The 17,268-nt window shown below is 41.6% G+C and carries 18 protein-coding genes; all 18 read right to left on the bottom strand.

The window, feature by feature from the left end; translation table 11 throughout:
• Positions 1 to 75 precede the first annotated feature (75 nt).
• The gene (locus HT728_RS05565; RefSeq protein WP_000068041.1) at positions 76 to 495 is read right to left on the bottom strand and encodes a F0F1 ATP synthase subunit epsilon; all 420 of its coding nucleotides are present in this window, start codon (positions 493 to 495) and stop codon (positions 76 to 78) included.
• 10 nt (positions 496 to 505) lie between these two features.
• Complete coding sequence (atpD, locus tag HT728_RS05560) at positions 506 to 1,912, bottom strand: F0F1 ATP synthase subunit beta (protein WP_000094360.1); 1,407 nt, start codon at positions 1,910 to 1,912, stop codon at positions 506 to 508.
• An 85-nt stretch (positions 1,913 to 1,997) separates the two neighbouring features.
• Positions 1,998 to 2,876, bottom strand: coding sequence for a F0F1 ATP synthase subunit gamma (locus HT728_RS05555; RefSeq protein WP_173234258.1), 879 nt, complete (start codon positions 2,874 to 2,876; stop codon positions 1,998 to 2,000).
• A 15-nt stretch (positions 2,877 to 2,891) separates the two neighbouring features.
• Entirely contained in the window at positions 2,892 to 4,397 is a 1,506-nt protein-coding gene (gene atpA / locus HT728_RS05550) for a F0F1 ATP synthase subunit alpha (protein WP_173229432.1), read from the bottom strand.
• Positions 4,398 to 4,411: 14 nt separating this feature from the next.
• A complete protein-coding gene (locus HT728_RS05545; RefSeq protein WP_100104438.1) occupies positions 4,412 to 4,948 on the bottom strand; it encodes a F0F1 ATP synthase subunit delta in 537 nt (178 codons plus the stop codon).
• Positions 4,948 to 5,442: a F0F1 ATP synthase subunit B gene (gene atpF / locus HT728_RS05540; RefSeq protein WP_100104439.1), complete on the bottom strand. Its 495-nt coding sequence runs from the start codon at positions 5,440 to 5,442 to the stop codon at positions 4,948 to 4,950. The genes HT728_RS05545 and atpF overlap by 1 nt, the downstream gene beginning before the upstream one ends.
• Positions 5,443 to 5,455: 13 nt before the next feature.
• A complete protein-coding gene (gene atpB, locus HT728_RS05535; protein ID WP_000392851.1) occupies positions 5,456 to 6,172 on the bottom strand; it encodes a F0F1 ATP synthase subunit A in 717 nt (238 codons plus the stop codon).
• A gap of 34 nt (positions 6,173 to 6,206) precedes the next feature.
• Positions 6,207 to 6,407, bottom strand: a complete 201-nt coding sequence (locus HT728_RS05530; protein ID WP_001054562.1) for a F0F1 ATP synthase subunit C — start codon at positions 6,405 to 6,407, stop codon at positions 6,207 to 6,209.
• Positions 6,408 to 6,600: 193 nt separating this feature from the next.
• A complete protein-coding gene (locus HT728_RS05525; RefSeq protein WP_173234256.1) occupies positions 6,601 to 6,759 on the bottom strand; it encodes a hypothetical protein in 159 nt (52 codons plus the stop codon).
• A gap of 45 nt (positions 6,760 to 6,804) precedes the next feature.
• A complete protein-coding gene (locus HT728_RS05520) occupies positions 6,805 to 7,215 on the bottom strand; it encodes a GNAT family N-acetyltransferase (protein WP_173234254.1) in 411 nt (136 codons plus the stop codon).
• A gap of 100 nt (positions 7,216 to 7,315) precedes the next feature.
• Positions 7,316 to 8,680, bottom strand: coding sequence for an amino acid permease (locus HT728_RS05515; protein WP_173234252.1), 1,365 nt, complete (start codon positions 8,678 to 8,680; stop codon positions 7,316 to 7,318).
• A 74-nt stretch (positions 8,681 to 8,754) separates the two neighbouring features.
• The gene (gene greA / locus HT728_RS05510) at positions 8,755 to 9,237 is read right to left on the bottom strand and encodes a transcription elongation factor GreA (RefSeq protein WP_000818748.1); all 483 of its coding nucleotides are present in this window, start codon (positions 9,235 to 9,237) and stop codon (positions 8,755 to 8,757) included.
• Between the two features lie 61 nt (positions 9,238 to 9,298).
• Positions 9,299 to 10,894 carry an endolytic transglycosylase MltG gene (gene mltG / locus HT728_RS05505; protein ID WP_173234250.1) on the bottom strand — a complete coding sequence of 532 codons (1,596 nt, stop codon included), beginning with the start codon at positions 10,892 to 10,894 and terminating at the stop codon, positions 9,299 to 9,301.
• A gap of 171 nt (positions 10,895 to 11,065) precedes the next feature.
• Positions 11,066 to 11,575, bottom strand: a complete 510-nt coding sequence (locus tag HT728_RS05500; RefSeq protein ID WP_173234248.1) for a GNAT family N-acetyltransferase — start codon at positions 11,573 to 11,575, stop codon at positions 11,066 to 11,068.
• A complete protein-coding gene (locus tag HT728_RS05495; protein ID WP_173234246.1) occupies positions 11,572 to 12,033 on the bottom strand; it encodes a GNAT family N-acetyltransferase in 462 nt (153 codons plus the stop codon). Before HT728_RS05495 ends, HT728_RS05500 begins: the two co-directional genes overlap by 4 nt.
• A 9-nt stretch (positions 12,034 to 12,042) precedes the next feature.
• Entirely contained in the window at positions 12,043 to 13,377 is a 1,335-nt protein-coding gene (gene murC / locus HT728_RS05490) for a UDP-N-acetylmuramate--L-alanine ligase (RefSeq protein WP_050248683.1), read from the bottom strand.
• Positions 13,378 to 13,387: 10 nt separating this feature from the next.
• The gene (locus HT728_RS05485; protein WP_173234244.1) at positions 13,388 to 14,005 is read right to left on the bottom strand and encodes a cystathionine gamma-synthase; all 618 of its coding nucleotides are present in this window, start codon (positions 14,003 to 14,005) and stop codon (positions 13,388 to 13,390) included.
• A 47-nt stretch (positions 14,006 to 14,052) separates the two neighbouring features.
• Entirely contained in the window at positions 14,053 to 17,151 is a 3,099-nt protein-coding gene (locus HT728_RS05480) for a DEAD/DEAH box helicase (RefSeq protein WP_173234242.1), read from the bottom strand.
• Positions 17,152 to 17,268 lie beyond the last annotated feature (117 nt).

Below are 17,268 nucleotides of genomic sequence, written 5' to 3'. Positions count from 1 at the left end.
TATGTTTGCTTTTTGATTTTTATTGAGTATAAAACACCATAAAAAAATGAACTTGGTAACTCAAGTTCATTTTTCTTATAGTCTATTTCCGACATTAATACGGTTAATGGCACGTTGCAGTGCAATCTTCGCACGACGTTCTTGGTCAATCAAGTGTTTGTCTTGTGCTTCTTCAATTGCACGTTCTGCACGAAGTTTGGCACGTTCTGCACGACTGATATCGATATCACGAGCACGTTCTGCAGAGTCAGCGACGATTGTGATCATATCATTGGCAATTTCAATAACACCGCCGTTTACTGCAATCCAGTTCACGTGATCTTCGTCATCAATACGTTTTACCTTTACTTCATCAACTGCTAAAACCGCAATCATATTTTCATGTCGTGGCAAGATCCCCATCTCACCATCCAGAGTTCGAACCGATACATAGCTGGCATGGTGATCATAGACGAGACCATCTGGTGTCACGATCTGGACAGTTAACTGAGCCATAGATCACCTCTTAAAATCCCATTTTTTCAGCTTTTGCAATCACATCTTCGATAGAACCTACACCACGGAAGGCATCTTCTGGCAAGTGGTCGTATTTACCATCAAGGATTTCCTTAAAGCCACGAACAGTTTCAGCAACTGGAACATAAGAACCTGGCTGACCAGTAAATTGTTCCGCAACGTTGAAGTTTTGTGACAAGAAGAACTGGATACGACGGGCACGAGCAACCAAGGTCTTTTCTTCATCAGAAAGTTCATCCATACCAAGGATAGCAATGATATCTTGCAATTCATGGTAACGTTGAAGGACACGTTTTACTTCAGCAGCAACTGCATAGTGCTCTTCTCCAACGATTTCAGGTGCCAAGGCACGTGAACTTGAAGCAAGTGGGTCAACGGCTGGGTAGATACCCAATTGTACCAACTTACGTTCCAAGTTGGTTGTTGAATCCAAGTGAGCGAAGGCTGTTGCTGGAGCTGGGTCAGTATAGTCATCCGCTGGCACATAGATAGCCTGGATAGAGGTTACAGACCCCTTCTTAGTTGATGTGATACGTTCTTGCAATTGACCCATTTCTGTAGCAAGTGTTGGTTGGTAACCAACGGCTGATGGCATACGACCCAAAAGGGCAGATACTTCTGAACCAGCCTGAGTGAAACGGAAGATATTATCGATAAAGAGAAGTACGTCTTGGCCTTCCACATCACGGAAGTATTCAGCGATTGTCAAACCAGTAAGGGCAACACGCATACGTGCTCCTGGCGGCTCATTCATCTGACCAAATACCATGGCTGTTTTCTCGATAACGCCTGATTCTTTCATTTCCCAGTAAAGGTCGTTCCCCTCACGAGTACGTTCCCCAACACCGGTAAATACTGAAATACCACCGTGTTCTTGGGCAATGTTGTGAATCAATTCTTGGATTAAGACGGTTTTACCAACTCCGGCACCACCGAAGAGTCCAACTTTACCACCTTTAAGGTAAGGGGCAAGAAGGTCGATAACCTTAATCCCTGTTTCAAGGATTTCAGAAGAGGTAGACAACTCATCAAAAGTTGGAGCTTTTTTATGAATTGGCTGACGCTCTGCGTCTTCTGTAAAAGGAGCTTCCAAGTCAATGGTATCTCCCAAAACATTGAAGACACGTCCCAAAGTTTCTTTACCTACTGGTACAGAGATTGGACGACCTGTGTCCAATACTTCCATTCCACGAGTCAACCCATCTGTTGATTCCATGGCGATAGTACGGACCATACCATCTCCCAACTCCAAGGCTACTTCAAGGACGATTTTTGTTTTTCTTTCGTCATTTTTGTAGACGACAAGTGCATTGTTAATCTCAGGAAGTTTTTCCCCTGCTGCAAACAAGACGTCTACAACGGGACCGATAACCTGAGCAATTTTACCTGAACTCATCTCCTTCTCCTATTCTATATAAGATACTGTCGGTTCCTAGCTCAACTAGGTCCTAAGTTCATTTTCATACGAGCTGGACTAGAGCCTATTCTAAGGCACTAGCTCCTGCTACGATTTCTGTAATTTCTTGTGTAATCGCCGCCTGTCTGGCACGGTTATACTGAATTGTCAAATCATTGATGACTTTCTTAGCATTATCTGTCGCTGTTTGCATGGCTGTCATACCAGCAGCATTTTCAGCTGTCTTGGCATCGATAATGGCACCGTAAATCATACTTTCTGCAAACTGTGGCAACAACTGCTCCAAAATTTCTTCTCGGCTGGTTTCCAATTCAAAAGTTAAGCTATAGTCTTCATCCGCTTCATTTGGATCCAAGTCAACAATCGGAAGCATTTGTTCCACACGCATTTGACTGGTTAGCGTATTGACATGGTGGTTGTAGCAAACATAAAGCTCATCAAAGAGTTCATTTTGGTACATTTCAACAGTTTTTGAAATAATCTTACGAACTTGATCAAAGCTAGGTTGGTCTGCCAAGCCACGTAGTTCATAAAGTGGTTGAATACCGCGAGCCTTAAAGAAATCAGCTCCCATTCCACCGATACAAATCATTTCAAAACCTGTACCGTCTGGGTGGTATTCTTCTTTCAACTCCATAACGGCTTTCAGAATAGAGGAATTATAACCTCCAACCAAACCGCGATCTGAAGTGATGACGATATAGCCTGTCTTCTTCACAGGACGGCTAATCAGCATGGGATTGGTTGAACCACCAGCTCCATTACCATGAAGAATATCTGTCAAAAGTTTGCGAACCTTCTGAGCGTAAATTTGGAAGTTGCGAGCAGCTTCTTCAGAGCGACCTAGCTTAGCAGCCGATACCATTTGCATGGCATTAGTGATTTGACTCGTATTTTTTGTTGAGGCGATTTTTGTTTTAATATCATTTAGAGATACTGCCATCTGACACCTCTATTCTTACTGGAAGCTGGTTTGATTGAGAAACTCTGTAATCGCAGCATCCAAGACTGCTTCTTCTGGCAAGTCTTTTGTATCACGAATGGTTTCCAAAATCTCTGGGTGTTGAGCGTCAAAGAAGGCATGGAACTCTTCCTCGAAACGAACAATATCATCTACTGGAACAGTATCCAAGAAACCATGTGTCAAAGCATAAAGAATGGTTACTTGTTTCTCAACAGGTAATGGTTTGTGAACAGGTTGTTTCAAGACCTCAACGGTACGACGGCCACGGTTCAACTTAGCCTGTGTTGCTGCGTCCAAGTCAGAACCAAACTTAGTGAAGGCTTCCAATTCACGGTATGAAGCAAGGTCGATACGAAGTGTACCAGCAACCTTCTTCATGGCTTTGATTTGCGCAGAACCACCTACACGTGATACAGATGAACCCGCATCGATGGCTGGACGAATACCCGCATTGAAGAGACCATCACCAAGGAAGATTTGTCCATCAGTGATTGAAATCACGTTGGTTGCGATATAGGCAGAGATATCTCCCGCTTGTGTCTCGATAAATGGTAGGGCTGTAATTGATCCACCACCAAGTTCATCAGAAACTTTAGCTGAGCGCTCAAGCAAACGGCTGTGAAGGTAGAAAACATCCCCTGGGAAGGCTTCACGACCTGGAGGACGACGAAGCAAGAGTGACAGTTCACGATAAGCTACCGCTTGTTTTGATAAATCATCATAAACAATCAAAACATGTTTCCCTTGATACATAAATTCTTCTGCCATGGCAACCCCAGCATAAGGAGCTAGGAAGAGCAATGGAGATGGTTGTGAAGCAGAGGCTGTCACAACGATTGTGTAATCCAAGGCACCGTACTGACGAAGTGTTTCTACTTGCGTACGAACTGTTGATTCTTTTTGTCCAATCGCTACGTAGATACAGATCATGTCTTGATCTTTTTGGTTCAAGATTGTATCAATCGCAATGGTTGTTTTCCCTGTCTGACGGTCACCGATAATCAACTCACGTTGACCACGACCAATCGGTACAAGGGCGTCAATAGCTTTCAAACCAGTTTGCAATGGTTCTGATACAGACTTACGTTGCATAACACCAGGAGCTGGTGCTTCTACTGGACGAGTTTTATCAGTGTGGATTTCTCCAAGACCGTCAACTGGACGACCAAGGGGATCCACAACACGACCAATCAGACTTTCACCTACTGGGACTTCCATGATTTTACCTGTACGGCGGATTGTATCGCCTTCACGGATATCTGTAAAGTCACCTAGGATGATAATACCAACGTCTGTTGACTCCAAGTTTTGAGCCATACCATAAGAGCCGTTTTCAAAAATCAACAACTCTCCACTCATGGCATTTTCAAGGCCATGAGCACGCGCGATACCGTCCCCGATATAGGTTACAACACCTGTCTCAGTCACATCAAAATTGGGTTTGAAATTTTCAATTTGTTGCTTAATTAAAGCGCTGATTTCTTGTGCGTTAATTGCCAAAAGAACACCACTTTCTATTTCAAATTTTCTTTAACAACTTTAAGTTGTTGTTTAATACTCACATCAATTGTCTTGTGATTGGCAAAAATAACAAAACCACCAATGAGACTTTCATCGATTTGTTCTTTTACACTCCTTACTTTCAGAGACATTTTCTTCTCAATCAAAGGGAGCAAACGACTCTTTTGTTCATCAGTTAGAGGATGAGCAGCAGTAATCGTCACTTCAAATCGATTTGTTTCTTTTTCAAGTCGGTCCAAGCAATCTACAAGCACATCATAAAAAAGATTTGCTCTGTGATTGTAGACCAGAACCTGGATAAAGTTTTGTAATAAAGGTGACACAGAGTCTTGGAAAAAAGCAATCGTTTTTTTCTTGTCAGACTCATCTACTGTCACTTTTTTTAAAAAAGAAGGTAAACCTGTTTCTTCAGCAACTTGCTTGATTTGAGTCAAGTATGAAAAGATACGGGCTTCTTCTCCTTTTTCAAGTACCAATTGGACAAAAGGCATGCTGTATTTTTCAATTACCTTTACTGTTTTCTTGTCCATTAAGCTTCTCCTAGCTGATCGATATACTGATCAATGAGTTCTTTATGGGCATGACCGTCAAGGTTTTGTGAGATGATTTTACCAGCTAGGCTGATGGTCAAATCTGCTACCTCACCCTTAACGCTTTGTAAAGCTTCAGCTTTGTTTTGAGCAATTTCTTGGTTTGCTTTTTCTTTTAAGCGTCCTGCTTCTAGTTTAGCATCTACTAAAATACTAGCCTTACTTTTCTCAGCTGTTGCTTTCGCATTCTCAATGATTGCCTTGGCTTCTTTACGGCTACCAGCCAATTCATCTTCGCGTTTTTGAGCCAATACTTCTGCTTTTTGACGGGCTTCTTCAGCTCTGTCAATATCTGAAGCAATTTTTTCAGCTCTTTCTTCGAAAATGCCTGTAATATTAGACCATGCAAATTTTTTAATCAAGACTAGCAAAAGAATAAAAGAGCCAGTGATTAAAATAAAATTACCAATCAATTCACCTACTGTTACGTGCATCAGTTACTCCTTTCTATTCCTCTTCAATATTAATCTTATTCCCTAAATACACAGATGTCAAAAGAGTAAAGACATAAGCTTGGATGCAGGAAATAAAGACAGAAAATGCAGTCCAAGCCAAATTAGCTCCAAAGGCTACTGGATACCAATAAATAGCTTGGTGGGAAAGAAGAAGTAACAAACTCGTCATGACCTCTCCTGCAAAGATATTCCCAAAAATCCGCAAAGCCAAAGATAAGAAGTTTGTAAATTCTTCCAAGATATTCATCGGTATGACAAAAACAGGACTCATAAAAGATTTTATACTTTTTTTAAATCCACGACGACGAACGCTTTCTATATGTGTCAACAAAATGACAAGAAAAGATAAGGTTAAGTCATACTGTAAATTAGCGGTTGGCGAACTCCACCAGTTAGTCCCATCGATCGTTTGAAGCTTTGTCATTAAGCCAAGGTTATTGGCAATCACCATGAAAAGAAATAAACAAAGGAAAAAGAGTGAGTAATCTTTCATGTAGCGCGAACCAATGTTAGGTTCTGTAAATCCAATAACAAAGTCATAGACATACTCAAGTACATTTTGCTTTCCTTTGGGTTTCAAGGTCATATTGCGGCTTGCCCAATAAATAAAGACAAAAATAACTCCCACAATCAACAAGGTCATGGCTAACATAGTCAGATTGAAGATAACAGGACCAATAGAGATGATTGGATTAATACTTTCTTCCATCTAAAATCCTCCCTTTTCTTCTCGTTCCATGTATTTATTTGATAATAAATGAGAAGACAAGAGTTACAAAGAAAGTTCCTTCAATAAAGGCAACACCTAAAAACATCAAACTACGAAACTCAGAAAGCATATCTGGTTGGCGTGCTACTGATTTAAACAGTCCATTCATCAATAAACCTTCACCGACAGATACGCCCATACAGGCAATACATAAGCCTAAAAATGTTAAATTCATAACGAATTCTCCTTTAAAATAAAATTTACTTACTTAGTGTAGTCCTAAAATTTAAATTTGTCAACTTTTAACCGCTATTGGAAGCGTTTAATAAAAATTATTTCCATTTTCTTTCGGATTTCACTCTATTCTGAAAAACTCGAGAGGGGAATCTCGGATTAATGTCAATTTAAAAAGATAGAAAGTTTTTAGTTTAAATATAGGATTTCAAAATATCGACGGCATCGCTTCTTTTCTTAACCTGATAGGACTTGATGCCCAACTTCTCAACTACGATTGCATTATCCTCAATATCGTCTAGAAAGACACAATTTGTAGAATTTAACTGGTATTTATCGAGAATCCCCTTCATACTTATGTCAAGAACCCCTCTTTGCCTTATACTTTCATATTCACCTTACAAATCCTTTTGGTAATAATATCTTTGCCCAATGTAGGGATAGTCTTGCAAAGCAAAGACTTCCTTGTAGCCATGCCTTTTATAAAAATCTGGAGCTTGAAACTGGTAAGTATTGACAAAAGCAAATCGACAGTTTCGATTCTTAGCTTCAGTTTCTGCTTGCTGCAATAGTCTTGAACCGATTCCTTGCTCCCTCAGTTCCTCTTTTACAAATAAATACTCGATTTCTAGCCAATTTCCAAAAGTCTCTGCTATCAAACCTGCCAGGAGATTGCCCTTTTCATCTTCGACATAAAGATTAAGCGGCTCACTTTCAGCTTCTTCTCTTTTTGAACGATTATAAGCACGAATCAAATTCCCAATTTCCTGCGCTTTCTGGGATTCCTTATTTTCCAATCTAAAGTACATCTAAACCTCCTCAAACATTGTTACAGCTTGATTATAGTCTTATTTCAATAGACTGTCAAACTAGAAAAAACCCACCAACCTGAGTTGATGAGTTCTTAATCTATTTTCTAAATTTCCACTGGCTGTAAATCCCAAAACCGATAATCCAGATAGCTGAGCCGATTGCTCCTACAAATGTAGACTCTTGTAAAAAGAGGGTTACAAAGACAAAGGCAAAGAAGAGCATGGTTAAAGGATTTAGGAAACGATAATGGGGCATGAGATAGCCATCCGCCATAAAGTCTGGTGACTTGCGGTATTTAAGGTGAGCCACCATAATCAAGATATAAATGGCGATATAGACACCTGATGATGATGCCGTAATCAAGGCAAAAGCATCGGAAACTCCTGGCAAGACGTTGATAAAGGCTGCTAGAGCAATCAAGATTGCTGAAGCGATGATGGCATTTTGTGGCACATTGTGGCGAGAAAGAGTATCTGCCTTGATAGCCTTTAAGAATGGATTTGGCGAATCATGAGCAATCTGGTACAAATGACGCCCTGTTGAATAAAGGGTTGAGTTAAGAGCAGATGCTGCTGAGGTCAAAACAACGAAGTTAATCAAGGCTGCTGCCCACTTGACACCGGCCAATTCAAATACTGTAACAAAAGGTGAATCAGCAGAAGCCAGTTCACGCCATGGAATGATAGCCATGATGGCTAAGAGGGCACCCCCATAGAAAAAGGCGATACGCAAAGGAATTTCCTTAACGGCTTTTGGCAAGACCTGACGTGGATTTTTTGTTTCTGAAGTCGTTACCCCGATAAACTCAATCATAAGGTAGGCAAAGAACACCATCTGGAAGGCCATGACAAAGTTAACTCCACCATTTGGGAAGAGGGAGAAATTGTCGGCAATATTGGCCAAACTTGCTACTCCATGGGGTGTCTTAAAGCCTGTCAAGACCATAAAGACTCCTGTTGCAATCATGGCTAAAATAGCCACAATCTTGACCATCGCAAACCAAAACTCAACTTCTCCAAAGAGCTTCACCGCAATCAGATTGACCAAGGCTAGAATGGTCAAAAATCCAATCTCAATCATCCAACTCGGCCAAGTTGGGAACCAAAATTGCACATAATGTGCGATAGCAGTGATTTCCGCCATACCGATAAAGACAACAGATAGCCAGTAAGACCAAACCGAGAAATAGCCCCAGCCCTTACCCAAATGGCGCGTGATAAAGTTGATAAAGGTATGTTGCTCAGGATCTTGGTAGAGCATTTCACCAACAGCACGCATCATGAGGAACATGAAAGCCCCAGTAATCATATAAATCAGTACAATGGAAGGACCTGTTAGGCTGATAGAGCGACCCGCTCCCAGAAAGAGTCCTGTTCCGATTGTTCCCGCAATGGCCATAACCTGCACGTGACGATTGGTTAGACCACGCTCCATCTTATTTTTTTTCTTCTTTGAACTCATATCGTCTCCAATTCAATTTAAAATGGAAAAAGGAGTGAGTGAAGCGCACAGCCTCCCCACTCCTTTCTTCTGTTTTAGGCTGTTTTTTCAACCTTCAAAATTTTTACATCATAGCTACCAACAGGCGTTTCAATGGTTGCTGTGTCACCTGTTTTCTTGCCAATCAAGGCTTGTCCAATTGGGCTTTCATTTGAAACCTTACCTGCAAAGGCATCCGCACCAGCTGAACCTACGATAATATAAACTTCTTCTTCGTCCTCACCAATTTCTTGGATGGTGACTGTTTTACCAATCGCTACTTCATCATCTGCAACTGAGTCACTATTGACGATTTCAGCGTAACGGATTTTTGTTTCCAAGCTAGAGATTTGTCCTTCGACAAAGGCTTGTTCATCCTTAGCTGCTTCGTACTCACTGTTTTCAGAAAGGTCACCGTATGAACGGGCAATCTTAATGCGTTCTACCACTTCTGGTCGGCGAACCAATTTCAATTCTTCTAATTCTTTTTCAAGTTTTTCCTTTTCCGCAAGGGTCATAGGATATGTTTTTTCTGCCATTTTTCTCAACTTTCTTCTGATGATATTTTCTAAAGAAAATTATGTGAAGCATCACATAATTTTAGTTTGTTTGGTTTAATTTGCTGTTGACATGTTCAGCGACATTGCGGTCGTGGTCTTCTTGATTGTTAGCATAGTAGACCTTGCCTTCTGTGACATCTGCTACAAAGTAGAGGTTATCGCTCTTAGTTTGATTGATGCTTGACTCAATCGCATCCAGACTTGGACTATCGACTGGACCAGGCATGAGACCTACATTTTTATAAACATTATAAGGTGAATCAATGTTGGTATCAATCGCAACATCCTCAGCTAGGCTGATATTTTGCCCCAGTTTTCCTTGAGCATACAAGATTGCAATGTTACTTTGAAGTGGCATATCACGATTCAAACGATTGTAGAATACACCGGCAATGAGCTTACGATCTTCTGTCTTGGCACCTTCTTTTTCGACCAAGGAAGCAATGGTCAACAACTCATTGACAGTCAAGTTTTTAGATTTGATAGTACTATAATAAGGAGATAGGTTCTTGTCCATAGCTGCCAACATCTCATCAATCAAGCTCTCAATAGTTGTGCTTTCCTTGATAGAGTATGTAGCTGGGAAAAGGTATCCTTCCAAACGATAACGCGCACCGCTGTCTTTTGTAGGCAAACTTTCCAATAAAGTAGGATATTTAGCTACTGCTTGACTGATAAACGTCTCATCTTGAACTTTTGCCAAGAAAGCCTCCGCTGTCAAAGGCTCTTTGAAGTCACCTTGCAATTGACCCACCGCTTGAGCAATCTGATCCAAAGTATAACCTTCTGGAATTGTCAAAGTCGCAAGGACAGGTTCTTGCGGTTCATCTGTTCCACCTTTTTGCAACTCTTTGAGTAAGTCTTCTGTACTCATACTCTTTTGCAAATTGTAGTAACCTGCTTTCAAGTCGGTATAATTTTTATACTTGGCATAAAAGCTAAAAATCAGACCATGCTTCACCAAACCAGCTTTTTCAAGCGTCGTACCGATTTCTTGAACGTTTGAACCGTCAGGAATTTGAACCGTCACATATTGTTTCGATGAAGCATCCACAGGCTGTAAAGATGACTGAACATACTGGTAACCAAAGTAACCACCTGCTGAGAGCAAGGCAAGGAATACAAGGAATGAAATCACAAAGGCTTTCACATGTGACTTCTTCTCTTTCTTAGACTTAACGGGTTTTGATCCTTCTCTACGGCTACGACGTGGTGTATCGCTAATGATATCTACTGTTTCTGTAGCAGGCGTAGGTGTTTCTGGACCTGCTTGTTCTGCTTTTTTCTCTGCTGTCTTATAGGAAACAGCTACCCTTGTTGGGGTTTCATTGTATTCTCTTTCAAGTTTCTTAGGTCTAACAGGACCTGGTCCTGGTCTTGATCCACTTTCTTCCGCTGGAGAAGCTGGTACATCTTGACTTGGGTGAGTAGGCACGGTAGGAGCTTTTCTCATAATTTCCTCTACCGTTGACAAGGAATCAGCCATGAGTTCTTCAGCTGAAGGTTCATTTGCAGGAGTGCGAACTACTGCCTTATCTTCTTTCAGAACTTCATCATAGCCTTTTACTTTTTCTAAATCTCTCAGAATCTGCTCTTTAAAGCTTAATTTCTCTTCTTCTCTTGACTTTTCACTCAAAAGTTTTTCCTCCTTGTTGACAATCCATAATATTATATCTTAAAAGTCCAAGAAAAGCAACCTATGATACTTTTCCTAGCTTATTTTTTATACTCAATGAAAATCAAAGAGCAAACTAGGAAGCTAGCCGCAAGCTGTACTTGAGTACGGTAAGGCGACGCTGACGTGGTTTTAATTTGATTTTCGAAGAGTATTAGCTTCCCAGACCATATCATACCATGTTTCCCCTGCAAAGGTTGACTGAGACAAGCCTTCATTGACAAATCCATGCTTTTCATAGTAAGTGATGAGATAGTCATGACAGGTTAGGTTGATGCCTTCTCTTTCGTGTCCAAGAGCCAGTTCTTTCAAGGCTGTTAGCAATTTCTGACCCAGTCCGAGTCCCTGTGCCTCCTTGGCAATAGACAGACAGGTCACAGAGATATAGCCACCAGGCTCATGACTATAGTCTTTTATTTCTTCTGTAAAGGACTGGTCTTGTAGATGGCGGTGGGGGCCAACTGGCCCTTCAATATAACCAATAATCTTACCCTCTTTTTCTGCAACCAGAAAAGAGGTCTGTATTTCTCGCAAATGCGCTTCAAAAACAGAGTGAGGAATAGCTTCTTCAACCGAGAAATTCTCTAGTTCAATCTCAACGATACGATCTAAATCTTCTAATCTTGCTTGTCTGATTTTCATTGTGCCTCCAGATAAAAGGGATTAAACCAAATCATACTAAAACCCTGGCTAGTTGCATAAAGCGAAGTTTCTTCATCAATAAAACCGTTCATTTCAAAATAGGAAAGCAGCTCAGAAGGACTCTCCAAACGAATCCCTTTGTAATCCAGCTCAACTGCCACCTCTTTCAAGGCTGCAAGAAGAAGTGTTCCCAAGCCCTGTCTCTGATGGTCAGACTCAATGACTAAAGAATGTACTTTTAGACATTGCGGATTGTCTGACTGGGGACTTGATAAAATATAGCCTAAAAGTTGATTTTCATCCCTAGCTAGAAGAAAGGTATCCGCACACTTACGGATACTTTCTTCTAAAATATGAGAAGGTTGCTGCTTTTCAGCTGGAAAAGACGAGGTCTGAAGTGCCTCTATCTCAGGCAAATCAGACTTGCTTGCCTGAATAATCTTAATTGGAATTTCCATGGGAGCATCCTATTGAACATTGCTTGTCAAGTTAGACAAGAGACGTTCAAATGAGTATTCATAGGTTTGGATGTCTCCTGCTCCCATAAAGACATAGACAGCATTGTCATGGTCTAGGAGTGGAGAAACATTTTCAACAGTGATGACTTGGTGTTTTTTGTTGATTTTTTTGGCTAGGTCTTCTACCTTAACGTCACCATGGTCTACCTCACGAGCAGATCCATAGATTTGCGCTAGGTAAACAGCATCCGCTTGGTTCAAAGCGTGAGCAAATTCGTCCAACAAGGCAATGGTTCTTGTAAAGGTATGCGGTTGGAAGACTGCTACAATTTCCTTGCTTGGGTATTTCTGACGAGCCGCATCCAAGGTCGCAATAATTTCTGTTGGATGGTGGGCAAAGTCATCGATAATAACTGTATCATTGACAATTTTCTCAGTGAAACGACGCTTAACACCGGCAAATGTTTTCAAGTGCTCACGCACCAAGTTCAAATCAAATCCTGCTGTGTAAAGAAGACCAATAACGGCTGTCGCATTCATGATATTGTGACGACCAAAGGTTGGAATGTGGAATTGCCCCAAGTCTTGTCCACGGAAATGAACCGTGAAAGTTGACCCAGTTGTAGAACGAAGAAGATCGCTAGCTACAAAGTCATTACCTTCTGCTTCAAAGCCATAATAATAAATCGGAGCATTGGCTGTAATCTTACGCAATTCTGCATCTTCACCATAGACAAAAAGACCCTTGGTAATTTGTTTAGCATAGTCGTTAAAGGCATTGAAAACATCCTCGAGACTTGTGAAATAGTCTGGATGGTCAAAGTCAATGTTGGTAATAATAGAGTATTCTGGGTGATAAGGCATAAAGTGGCGCTCATATTCGTCAGATTCAAAGACAAAATATTTGGCATTGGCCGAACCACGACCTGTCCCATCCCCAATCAAGAAGCTAGTGTCTGTGATGTGAGACAAGACATGCGACAACATACCTGTCGTTGAAGTTTTTCCGTGCGCTCCAGCAACTCCCATGCTAACAAAGTCACGCATAAAGCTACCTAGGAATTCATGGTAACGTTTGTAACTGATGCCATTTTGGTCTGCATAGGCAATTTCGACGTTGTTATCTGGACGGAAGGCATTTCCAGCGATAATTTCCATATCACCGGCTAGATTCTTTTCATCAAAAGGAAGAATGGTAATTCCTGCCTGCTCAAGACCACGTTGAGTAAAGTAGTACTTTTCAACATCTGATCCCTGTACCTTGTGCCCCATTTGGTGCAACATCAAGGCCAAGGCACTCATCCCTGATCCCTTAATTCCGATAAAATGATATGTCTTTGACATGTTTCCTCCCCTATTCTGTAATTCTGGTCAGATTCAACTCTTGGGCAACCCGACGTTCTTGTTCTGTTTGTTTACTTTTTTTATTGTAGATTTGGCTCTTCTTTAGAAAATCATAGTTGTTTTTCTTTGGAGCAGGTGCTGCCACTTCTTCATTCTTGGTAGGGATAGAATGAACTTCTTCCGCCAAGATGTACTGAGACTGGGTCAATTTTTGGCTATATTTGACAAATTCACCAGGTTTTTCCTTTTGGAAAGGAGCTGTCGGTTGGTTACCCTGTCTAACAAGGCCTGATTTAGAATGACGTCTCGTACGGCTGAAATCCTGAGTTAGGTAGTTAGCAGAGCGTTTCTTTTTCAAGTCTGCACGCGCTTCTTCACGCGCCACCTCCGCATAGCTCTTTCCTTCTTTTTTAACCCCTAAAGGAGCCTTTTTAGGTTTCTCTACTTGCTTTTCAATCGGTTTGACTGGCGCCTCTTCAGTAATAGGAGCCCATTCTAAATAATTTTTATCTCGATACTCACCCTTGATATTACTGATCAGATCAGACTCATCATAGAGATTCATGACTGGCATTTCAGTCAACATGACCTCGTCATCTGACACCAATGGAAATCGTTCTTGTTTCATTTTCTATTTCCTTTCAACACTTCATTATAGCGTATTGTCTTGATTTTTCAAGTGCTGGCTTCAGAAATTCCCAAAATTTCTCTAATTTCTGCTAGGGTAAGACTACCACGTGACTCTGTTCCATCCAATACTTGTGACACCAGATGTTTCTTCTGTTCTTGGAGTTCCTGAATTTTTTCTTCGATAGTTCCTTTAGTTACCAAGCGATAGACCTCAACCGTTTCTTCCTGTCCCATCCGATGGGCACGACCAATGGCTTGCGCCTCCACCGCAGGATTCCACCAAAGGTCAACCAAAATAACCGTATCAGCACCTGTCAGGTTCAGACCAACCCCACCCGCCTTGAGGGAAATCAGGAAGGCATCTCTTTCCCCTTGGTTAAAGGCTTTGGTCATGTCTTGTCTTTCCTTGGCTGGGGTTGAACCCGTAATTTTAAAGGAAGTCATGCCCAAGTCTGGCAATTCTTGTTCAATTTTCTCCAACATTCCCTTAAACTGCGAGAAAATCAAGACACGGTGTCCGCCGTCTGCCACCTGGACCAGCAGGTCTCGGAGACTATCCAGTTTGCCACTGGCTCCCTGATAATCTTCCATAAAGAGGGCAGGGGTATCACAGATTTGACGCAAGCGCATCAAACCAGACAAGATTTCCACCCGACTTCGCTGAAATTCCTGATCTGAAACTTGAGCTAGACGGTCCCGCATCTGTTGCAACTGGGCTAGGTAGATAGCCTTTTGCTGGTCTTCCAGTTCATTCTTATAAACCACTTCAATCAAGTCTGGCAATTCAGTCAGAACTTCTTCTTTCTTGCGTCGCATCACGAAAGGTTTGATAAACTGAGCCACGCGTTCAGCTGACAATTTCATAAATTCTTTCTTGCTTGGCAAAAGTCCTGGCATGACGATTTGAAAAATAGACCACAGCTCACCTAGATGGTTTTCAATCGGAGTCCCTGACAAGGCAAAGACTGACGGCACCACAAATTGTCTCAAGGTCTGGGCAATCTTGGTCTGGGCGTTCTTCATGACCTGAGCCTCATCTAAGAAAAGGAAGTCAAAGGCCATCCCCTGATAAAGCTCACTGTCCTGACGGAAGGTAGCATAGCTTGTCACAAAGATTTGATGGCTCTCAGCAAGAATCTCTTCACGACTAGCTTTCAAACCATGAACAACAGCCACATCTAACTGTGGGGCAAATTTTTGAAACTCATCTGCCCAGTTGTAAATCAAACCTGACGGAGCTAAAATCAAGACCCGACTTTCTTTTGTCACTTGACTGGTCAAAAAAGCAATGGTCTGAAGGGTTTTCCCCAAACCCATATCATCAGCCAAAATCCCACCAAAACCATAATGATGGAGCATTTGCAGCCAGGCGATTCCCTTTTCCTGATAATCTCGCAAATCGGCCTGAACCTGAGTTGCTTGTCTAGGGAAGTCCTCTGGATGCGTCAAGTCGTGAGCCAGATTCTGGAATTCTTGTGAAAAAGAAACACGGTCTCGCCCTTCAAAAAGATGAGCTAAACTGTAGGCCAAGGATTTCCGAGTCTGCAAGGAGCCATCTTTTAGTTCAAACTGCCCCAGCTCCTGTAGATTTTGACGAATTTTCTTGGTTTCTTCATCAAAAAAGTAGACTTGATTAGACGAATCAATGTAAAAATCTTGATTAGCAACCAAGGCCTGCATGGCTTGGTCAATTTCCTCTTGGGCAATATCTTGAAAATCAAACTGGATTTCCAAGAGACCTCCCTTGGAAGCAATCTGTACTTGAGGGCTTGCTAGGTTATAGAGTTCTTCTAACTTGTCTGATAAATCAACATTCCCGAGTTTTTCAAAGACTGGAATGATTTCGTGGAAAAAATGATAGACAGACTCGGCTTTTAAGGCCTGACGCCAAGATTGAAAATCTGCTTCAAAGCCAGCTACCAAACAGGCTTGGAAAACTCTTTCTTCTAAGTCAGCGTCACTCGAAAATGGCAATTCTTCTAGCTCTTGTCGGCTTGATACCTGCCTATCCCCATAATCAAACTGAATCTCTAAACGAATCCGATTATCTTCTTCCCTGTCAAAGTAAAAAGAGGGCGCAAAAGTTTTGATTTGTAACCGTTCTGGAGCTGAAACCGTCCCCATCTGGCTAAAGAACGTTAGACAGGAAGCTAACTTATCTCGGTCACTGCTATCAAATTGCAGGTGTTTTTTCCCATGTTGATCCACAGGCAGCGCTTTAATTTCCTTTAGAAGTTGCATCTGCTGGTCTGTTAGAAAATAAACCCGTCCTTTATGGAACAGCACAGCTCCCTGATAAAAGGCATTAACTCTTGGACTCTCTCTGATTTCCATTTCAAAATAATCCGAGTATTCTGTTACTGTAAAGGCAAATAGATTGGCATCAGCATGCATATCCTGAAAAAGCAGAGTCTGATAGCTATCCACTTGATGGTCAAATTGAAAATGCGGCAAGGTCATCAGTAAATTCACACCCTGCTCAAAAAAGGTCAGGGGGAAAAAGAGGTGCCGACCTTGGTTTTGGAAAAAGAGGTCTGGAGCCTGTCCTTCCTCCATTAGTCCGCGCAAGAAAGTCAGAAGTTCTTGACTAGCCTCATCAAAGGCTTCCCAAGACAAGGATTCCTCATAAGTTTTGCCAATCATATAAGACTTTCTCTGCTCGACAATCCTTAAAAAGAGTGGAATATCTCGAATGACATAGTATTTTTGGCTATTGATTTGGCCGATTCTCAGAGTCCACAAGATATGATTGGTTCCTGCTTCCACCTGCCCCACAGCCGATAATTCATAGGCTCGGTCTGATTTTGGAGACAAGATTCGATCCAAAAATTTGCCACCCAAGGTCACCTTGGTTTCAACGGCCTCTTTTTCTTCATGACCTTCTTCCAGACTCTGCAAGATTTCCTGACCACGATCATCATTTTTCAGAAAATGCTCCAGCGCTGCCAAGTGGACACAGTAGCCCCTCTTTTGGAAAAAATCGCAGGCACAAAAAACCAAATCATCCTCTAAACTATAGCGCAGTTCTTCTTCTGCCACGCGAGCATAGAGCCGATTGTTCTTTTCCTTGATGATGTCAACCTTACCAGTTTCATAAAGGGCAACGCCTTCGATACGGACTTTCCCCGGAATCAATTTAGCCATATTTTTACCTTTACCTTATCTTTTTATTATACCATATTTTCCCCTATGAAAATAGCCTTCTAAGGATACTTTTCTCCTAGAAGGCTGGATTTTTAAAGTTGTAACTTCTCAAAGTAA

This window comes from Streptococcus sp. 544, assembly GCF_013277385.1.
Taxonomy (GTDB): domain Bacteria; phylum Bacillota; class Bacilli; order Lactobacillales; family Streptococcaceae; genus Streptococcus; species Streptococcus mitis_BA.
The sequence above is the reverse complement of the archived record's forward strand: the minus strand, read 5'-3'. Positions and strand labels throughout refer to the sequence as shown.

Bases quoted from the DNA above. Each gene is read 5' to 3' on its own strand.
- greA (WP_000818748.1), bottom strand. From the start codon at position 9,237: ATGGCAGAAAAAACATATCCTATGACCCTTGCGGAAAAGGAAAAACTT.
- HT728_RS05525 (WP_173234256.1), bottom strand. From the start codon at position 6,759: ATGAAGGGGATTCTCGATAAATACCAGTTAAATTCTACAAATTGTGTC.
- atpF (WP_100104439.1), bottom strand. From the start codon at position 5,442: ATGCACGTAACAGTAGGTGAATTGATTGGTAATTTTATTTTAATCACT.
- HT728_RS05530 (WP_001054562.1), bottom strand. From the start codon at position 6,407: ATGAATTTAACATTTTTAGGCTTATGTATTGCCTGTATGGGCGTATCT.
- HT728_RS05555 (WP_173234258.1), bottom strand. From the start codon at position 2,876: ATGGCAGTATCTCTAAATGATATTAAAACAAAAATCGCCTCAACAAAA.
- murC (WP_050248683.1), bottom strand. From the start codon at position 13,377: ATGTCAAAGACATATCATTTTATCGGAATTAAGGGATCAGGGATGAGT.
- atpB (WP_000392851.1), bottom strand. From the start codon at position 6,172: ATGGAAGAAAGTATTAATCCAATCATCTCTATTGGTCCTGTTATCTTC.
- HT728_RS05545 (WP_100104438.1), bottom strand. From the start codon at position 4,948: ATGGACAAGAAAACAGTAAAGGTAATTGAAAAATACAGCATGCCTTTT.
- HT728_RS05495 (WP_173234246.1), bottom strand. From the start codon at position 12,033: ATGGAAATTCCAATTAAGATTATTCAGGCAAGCAAGTCTGATTTGCCT.
- HT728_RS05520 (WP_173234254.1), bottom strand. From the start codon at position 7,215: ATGTACTTTAGATTGGAAAATAAGGAATCCCAGAAAGCGCAGGAAATT.
- HT728_RS05485 (WP_173234244.1), bottom strand. From the start codon at position 14,005: ATGAAACAAGAACGATTTCCATTGGTGTCAGATGACGAGGTCATGTTG.
- atpD (WP_000094360.1), bottom strand. From the start codon at position 1,912: ATGAGTTCAGGTAAAATTGCTCAGGTTATCGGTCCCGTTGTAGACGTC.
- HT728_RS05515 (WP_173234252.1), bottom strand. From the start codon at position 8,680: ATGAGTTCAAAGAAGAAAAAAAATAAGATGGAGCGTGGTCTAACCAAT.
- HT728_RS05480 (WP_173234242.1), bottom strand. From the start codon at position 17,151: ATGGCTAAATTGATTCCGGGGAAAGTCCGTATCGAAGGCGTTGCCCTT.
- HT728_RS05500 (WP_173234248.1), bottom strand. From the start codon at position 11,575: ATGAAAATCAGACAAGCAAGATTAGAAGATTTAGATCGTATCGTTGAG.
- HT728_RS05565 (WP_000068041.1), bottom strand. From the start codon at position 495: ATGGCTCAGTTAACTGTCCAGATCGTGACACCAGATGGTCTCGTCTAT.